Consider the following 4,428-nt stretch of genomic DNA (forward strand, 5'->3'; position numbering starts at 1 on the left):
CCGACCTGGATCAGTTCAGGCCGGGAGCTGCCCCCGGAAAAGCGAAAAGGGCCCCGCCACCCGGAGGTGGCGGGGCCCTTCGGCGCGTGGGGCTCAGTCGTGCGCGGGACCGGTGTGGTACTCGAACACCAGGCCGCCGACGGTCAGGACGATCAGCACGACACCGATCACCAGCAGCCAGATCAGCCAGAACGCCAGGGCGACGCCGGTGACGGCGGCGGCGGCGGCCAGCGCGACCGGCCAGTACGAGCCGGGGCTGAAGAAGCCCAGCTCGCCCGCTCCGTCGCTGATCTCGGCGTCCGGGTTGTCCTCCGGGCGCACCTCGATGCGCCGCGCGATGAACCGGAAGTACGTGCCGACCAGGAGCGCGAGCCCACCGGTCAGCGCCAGCGCGACCGTGCCGACCGGCTCGACGTGGGTCGTGTCCGCCCACGTCCAGTAGGCGTACACGATCGTCATCAGGAACGAGAAGCCAGTGACCAGGTCAAAGACCCGAGATTCGACCTTCATCGGGGCTCTCCTACTTGCTGCCCGCGCCGGACGCCTCGCGGGCGGTCCGGTCGGTGTCGAACGGCTGGGTGGTGACGGCGTACGGCGTGCACAGCTCGCCGCAGTTCATCTCGGTGAGCGCCTCGGCGTTGGTGTACGGCTTGCCGGTGGCCTCGTTCACCTGGGTGCGCAGCTCGATGTACCGGTCGTAGTCGGCGGCGGGCAGCGCGCGGACCTCGAAGTTCATCACCGCGTGGTACGTGCCGCACAGCTCGGCGCAGCGCCCGACGAAGGAGCCGGGGCGGTCGATCTGGTCGATCTGGAACACGTTGTCCTGGTTGTTCTTCTCCGGCTCGGGGAAGACGTCCCGCTTGAAGTGGAACTCCGGGACGAAGAACGAGTGGATCACGTCCGTGGAGCGCAGGACGAACCGGATGCGCTTCTCGGCGGGCAGGACCAGCATGGGGATCTCCGTCGAGGTCCCGACGGTGCTGACCGGCTGGTCGGTGCCCTCGACCTTGGCGTCCCGGTGCTGGAACTCCCAGTTCCACTGGAAGCCGATGACGTCGACCGTCACGTCCGGGTCCTGGGACTTGTCGGTCACGTAGTTCTGGGTGACCGCCGTGAAGTAGAACAGGACCGCCACGATCACCGTGGGTACGACGATGAGCACGAGCTCCAGCGGCAGGTTGTACGCGACCTGGCGCGGCAGCTCCTCGCTCTTCTTGCGGTGGAACGCGACGGCCCAGAGGATCAGGCCCCACACGATCACACCCACCACGAGGGCCGCGACGACCGACCAGGTCCACAGCTCGCGCATCGCCTCCGCCTGCGGCGTGACCGAAACCGGCCAGCCGAAGCGGAGCACCTCATCCGTGGAGCAACCCGTGGCCCCGATGCCGACCAGGCCCACCAGCCCGGTGACCTTGGCCAACCGCGCTGCCCTGGTGCCCTCCTTCAGGCCCACTGCTCGCCGCCTCCTCGCTGCAGGAAATTCGCGGGCAAGGACAAAAGGACGAAGTACCTGGGTCCTTGCCGGATCATGCGGGAGCGTAACCCAGCGCGAAGGCGGTCACCCCTCGGGGGCGGGGCGGGTGCGGTGCAGTTTCGGTCACACGAAGTAGTCCCGGCATACTGGGCTCTTCTCCACACCACACGAAAGGTGCTACGCCGTGTGCGGCCTGGTAGGACTTGTTTGCCCTAGCGAGAGCGACGCCCAGCGAGCGCGTTCGGCGGTGGCGGGGGCTCTGCGCTGCCAGCGGCACCGCGGCCCCGACGAGAGCGGCACCTGGCAGGGCGGTGAGGTCGTCTTCGGCTTCAACCGGCTGTCCATCATCGACATCGAGCACTCGCACCAGCCGATGCTGTGGGGCCCGCCGGAGGCGCCCGGCCGGTACGCGATGCTGTTCAACGGCGAGATCTACAACTACCTGGAGCTGCGGGCGGAGCTGACCGAGCGCTACGGCGCGCGGTTCGCCACCGACGGCGACAGCGAGACGATCGTCGCCGCCTACCACTACATGGGGCCCGCCGCGGTGGCCCGGCTGCGCGGCATGTTCGCGTTCGTCATCTGGGACAGCGCGCGCAAGGTCGTCTTCGGCGCCCGCGACCCGTTCGGCATCAAGCCGCTGTACTACTCGGCCGGTCCCGGCGGGGTGGCGTTCTCCAGCGAGAAGAAGTCGGTCCTGGAGCTGGTCAACGCCCTGGGCGTGCAGCCGCAGGTCGACCGCAAGGCGCTCCAGCACTACCTGACGCTCCAGTACGTGCCCGAGCCCGAGTCGATGCACAGCGGTGTTCACCGCATCGAGTCCGGCACCTCGTTCACCGTCACCCCCGGCGGCACCCCGGTGGTGGAGCGGTACTTCCCGGCCACGTTCCGGCCGAGGACCGTGCACGGCGACGCGGACGCGAACCGCCTGTACGACGAGATCACCGAGGCGCTGCGCGACTCGGTCGCCAAGCACATGCGCGCGGACGTCACGGTCGGCTCGTTCCTGTCCGGCGGCATCGACTCCACCGTGGTCGCGGCGCTGGCCAAGCAGCACAACCCGGACCTGATCACGTTCACCACCGGGTTCGAGCGGCAGGGCTACTCCGAGATCGACGTGGCCGCCGAGTCGGCCGCCGCGATCGGGGTCAAGCACGTGGTCAGGCCGGTGTCGGCGCAGGAGATGATGGACGCCCTGCCGCTGATCACCTGGTACCTGGACGACCCGGTGGCGGACCCGGCGCTGGTGCCGCTGTGGTTCATCGCGCGCGAGGCGCGGCGGTACGTGAAGGTCGTGCTGTCCGGCGAGGGCGCGGACGAGCTGTTCGGCGGGTACACGATCTACCGCGAGCCGCTGTCGCTGGCGCCGTTCGACAAGGTGCCGAGCGCGCTGCGCAAGGCCATGGGCCGGGTGTCGACGAAGATCCCGCAGGGCGTGCGCGGCAAGGACCTGCTGCGGCGGGGCGCGCTGACCCTGGAGGAGCGCTACTACGGCAACGCCCGGATCTTCCTGGACGACCAGCTGCGCCAGGTGCTGCGCACCTACGACCCGGCGGTGTCCCACATGGACGTCACGGCAGGCCCTTACCGGGAGTCGGCGAACTGGGACCCGGTCACCCGGATGCAGCACGTCGACCTGTTCACCTGGTTGCGCGGCGACATCCTGGTCAAGGCCGACAAGATGACCATGGCGAACTCGCTGGAGCTGCGGGTGCCGTTCCTGGACCCGGAGGTCTTCCGGATCGCGTCGCAGGTGCCGTCGGAGCTCAAGCTCACCAGGGAGACGACCAAGCACGCGCTGCGCAGGGCGATCAGGGACATCGTCCCGGCGCACGTGCTGAACCGGAAGAAGCTGGGCTTCCCGGTGCCGATCCGGCACTGGCTCAAGGACGAGATGCACGACTGGGCGGTGGACAACGTCCGGCAGTCGCAGACCGACCAGTACATCGACAAGGACGCGGTGCTGCGCCTGATCGAGGACCACCGCAACGGGGTGGCGGACCACAGCCGCCGCATCTGGGCGCTGCTGGTGTTCATGATCTGGCACGGCATCTTCGTCGAGGGCCGCATCCGGCCGCAGATCCCGGAGCCGCAGTACCCGGTCAAGCTCTGACCACCGCGCGAGCGGGGTCCTGAGCAGCGGGTCCCCGATGCTTCGGGCTTGCGGGCGCGGGTCGTCACCACGGCGGCCCGCGCCCTTCGCGCTTCAGGGGCGGGGCGCGATCCGGGCCGATCGGCGGTTGGTCGAGAGGTGGGTCACATTTCCGCTCGCCAGGCCGGGTGGACGGGCGCCGGGCGGCTCGCGGACGCCGGGGCGGGTTGACCCTTACCGACCATTACCCGTCGGTAGAAGCCCATTACTTCCCAGTAGGACTTTTGTCAAGCTCGTGGGCCGGTTACGTTTCGGGCGTGAACACCCAGGATGAAGCCGACACGCTGGAAGAACTCATCGCGGACTGCACCGACATCCCGTCGGAGCTGCGCCCGGAGCCGGGCCACGCGCACCTGCCCGAGCAGCGCGCCGCCGCGCCGTGGCGGGTGGCCGAGAGCAACTACCGGCAGGTCGCGGACCTGGACTCGTACGGCCTGAGCCGGGCCTGAGCCCTCCCGGTCCTCCTCGGGCGCCCCCGCCCGGACCGCGAGCGCTCGGCCGCCGCCGGACGTCACCGAGCACGCGAACGGCCCCGGCCCCACCCGGTGGTGGCGCCGGGGCCGTTGCTCCGCCTGAGGGCGGTCGATCCGTGGAACGAGTCGCCGCAGGCGCAGGATCCGCCGGCGTTCGGGTTGTCGATGGTGAACCCCTGCTTCTCGATCGTGTCGACGAAGTCGATGCTGGCGCCGATGAGGTAGGGCGCGCTCATGCGGTCGACCACGACGTTGACGCCGCCGAAGTCCTTCACGACGTCGCCGTCGAGCGAGCGCTCGTCGAAGAACAGCTGGTAGCGCAGGCC

The 4,428-nt window shown here is 69.4% G+C and carries 4 protein-coding genes and 1 pseudogene; 2 read left to right on the plus strand and 3 right to left on the minus strand.

Annotation, left to right across the window (positions count from 1 at the left end; translation table 11 throughout):
* Positions 1-93 precede the first annotated feature (93 nt).
* Both ACTUAL_RS17930 and ctaC read right to left on the minus strand, forming a co-directional pair.
* On the minus strand, positions 94-510 hold the full coding sequence (locus tag ACTUAL_RS17930; RefSeq protein WP_015800210.1) for a cytochrome c oxidase subunit 4: 417 nt from the start codon (positions 508-510) through the stop codon (positions 94-96).
* A gap of 10 nt (positions 511-520) precedes the next feature.
* Positions 521-1,456 carry an aa3-type cytochrome oxidase subunit II gene (gene ctaC / locus ACTUAL_RS17935; protein ID WP_177154536.1) on the minus strand — a complete coding sequence of 312 codons (936 nt, stop codon included), beginning with the start codon at positions 1,454-1,456 and terminating at the stop codon, positions 521-523.
* A 205-nt stretch (positions 1,457-1,661) separates the two neighbouring features.
* Between ctaC and asnB the strand changes: the two genes are divergently transcribed.
* The gene (gene asnB / locus ACTUAL_RS17940; RefSeq protein WP_096491994.1) at positions 1,662-3,590 is read left to right on the plus strand and encodes an asparagine synthase (glutamine-hydrolyzing); all 1,929 of its coding nucleotides are present in this window, start codon (positions 1,662-1,664) and stop codon (positions 3,588-3,590) included.
* A gap of 296 nt (positions 3,591-3,886) precedes the next feature.
* Positions 3,887-4,078 (plus strand): hypothetical protein, encoded by a 192-nt coding sequence (locus ACTUAL_RS17945; RefSeq protein ID WP_096491993.1) that lies wholly within the window; start codon positions 3,887-3,889, stop codon positions 4,076-4,078.
* Positions 4,079-4,218: 140 nt separating this feature from the next.
* Here the strand turns inward: ACTUAL_RS17945 and ACTUAL_RS17950 are convergent.
* Positions 4,219-4,428: pseudogene (locus ACTUAL_RS17950) on the minus strand (iron-sulfur cluster assembly accessory protein); the annotation flags it as partial.

The organism is Actinosynnema sp., from assembly GCF_052038725.1.